General features: G+C 47.6%; 5 tRNA genes (1 of these 5 only partly in view). All 5 read right to left on the bottom strand.

From position 1 onward, the window contains the following. Nucleotides 1–62: 62 nt before the first annotated feature. Nucleotides 63–135, bottom strand: a tRNA-Lys gene (locus DWX74_RS10990). A 38-nt stretch (nucleotides 136–173) separates the two neighbouring features. After that, a tRNA-Gln gene (locus tag DWX74_RS10995) sits at nucleotides 174–249 on the bottom strand. Nucleotides 250–252: 3 nt separating this feature from the next. Then, nucleotides 253–329 (bottom strand) — tRNA-Arg (locus tag DWX74_RS11000). 16 nt (nucleotides 330–345) lie between these two features. Continuing rightward, nucleotides 346–420, bottom strand: a tRNA-Gly gene (locus DWX74_RS11005). A 33-nt stretch (nucleotides 421–453) separates the two neighbouring features. Beyond that, nucleotides 454–513 (bottom strand) — tRNA-OTHER (locus tag DWX74_RS11155); it runs 63 nt beyond the window's last position.

The raw sequence follows: 513 nt of genomic DNA on the forward strand, positions 1-513 counted from the left end.
CATCACTGGTTTTCAAGACCAGCTCCTTAAACCACTCGGACACCTCTCCATATTTATAAAAGTGATTCATCTGGGACTCGAACCCAGGACTCCCTGATTAAGAGTCAGGTGCTCTACCAACTGAGCTAATGAACCAGATTAATCATCATTTCTAACTATTTTTAACATTATATTGGCTGGGGATGCAGGACTCGAACCTACGAATGTAGCAGTCAAAGTGCTATGCCTTACCGACTTGGCGAATCCCCAACATGGTGAGCGCAGAAGGATTCGAACCTTCGACACACGCCTTAGAAGGGCGTTGCTCTATCCAGCTGAGCTATGCACCCACATCAACAATGCTTTTGGAGCGGGAAACGAGATTCGAACTCGCGACTTCGACCTTGGCAAGGTCGCGCTCTACCGCTGAACTATTCCCGCAGAATGTATTTTGTTTTTAATATGCACTTTATATGGTGCGGATGAAGGGAGTCGAACCCCCACGCCGTAGGCGCTAGATCCTAAGTCTAGTGC

The organism is Peptoclostridium sp. AF21-18 (genome assembly GCF_003478825.1).
In the GTDB taxonomy this organism is placed as follows: Bacteria; Bacillota; Clostridia; order Peptostreptococcales; family Peptostreptococcaceae; genus Peptacetobacter.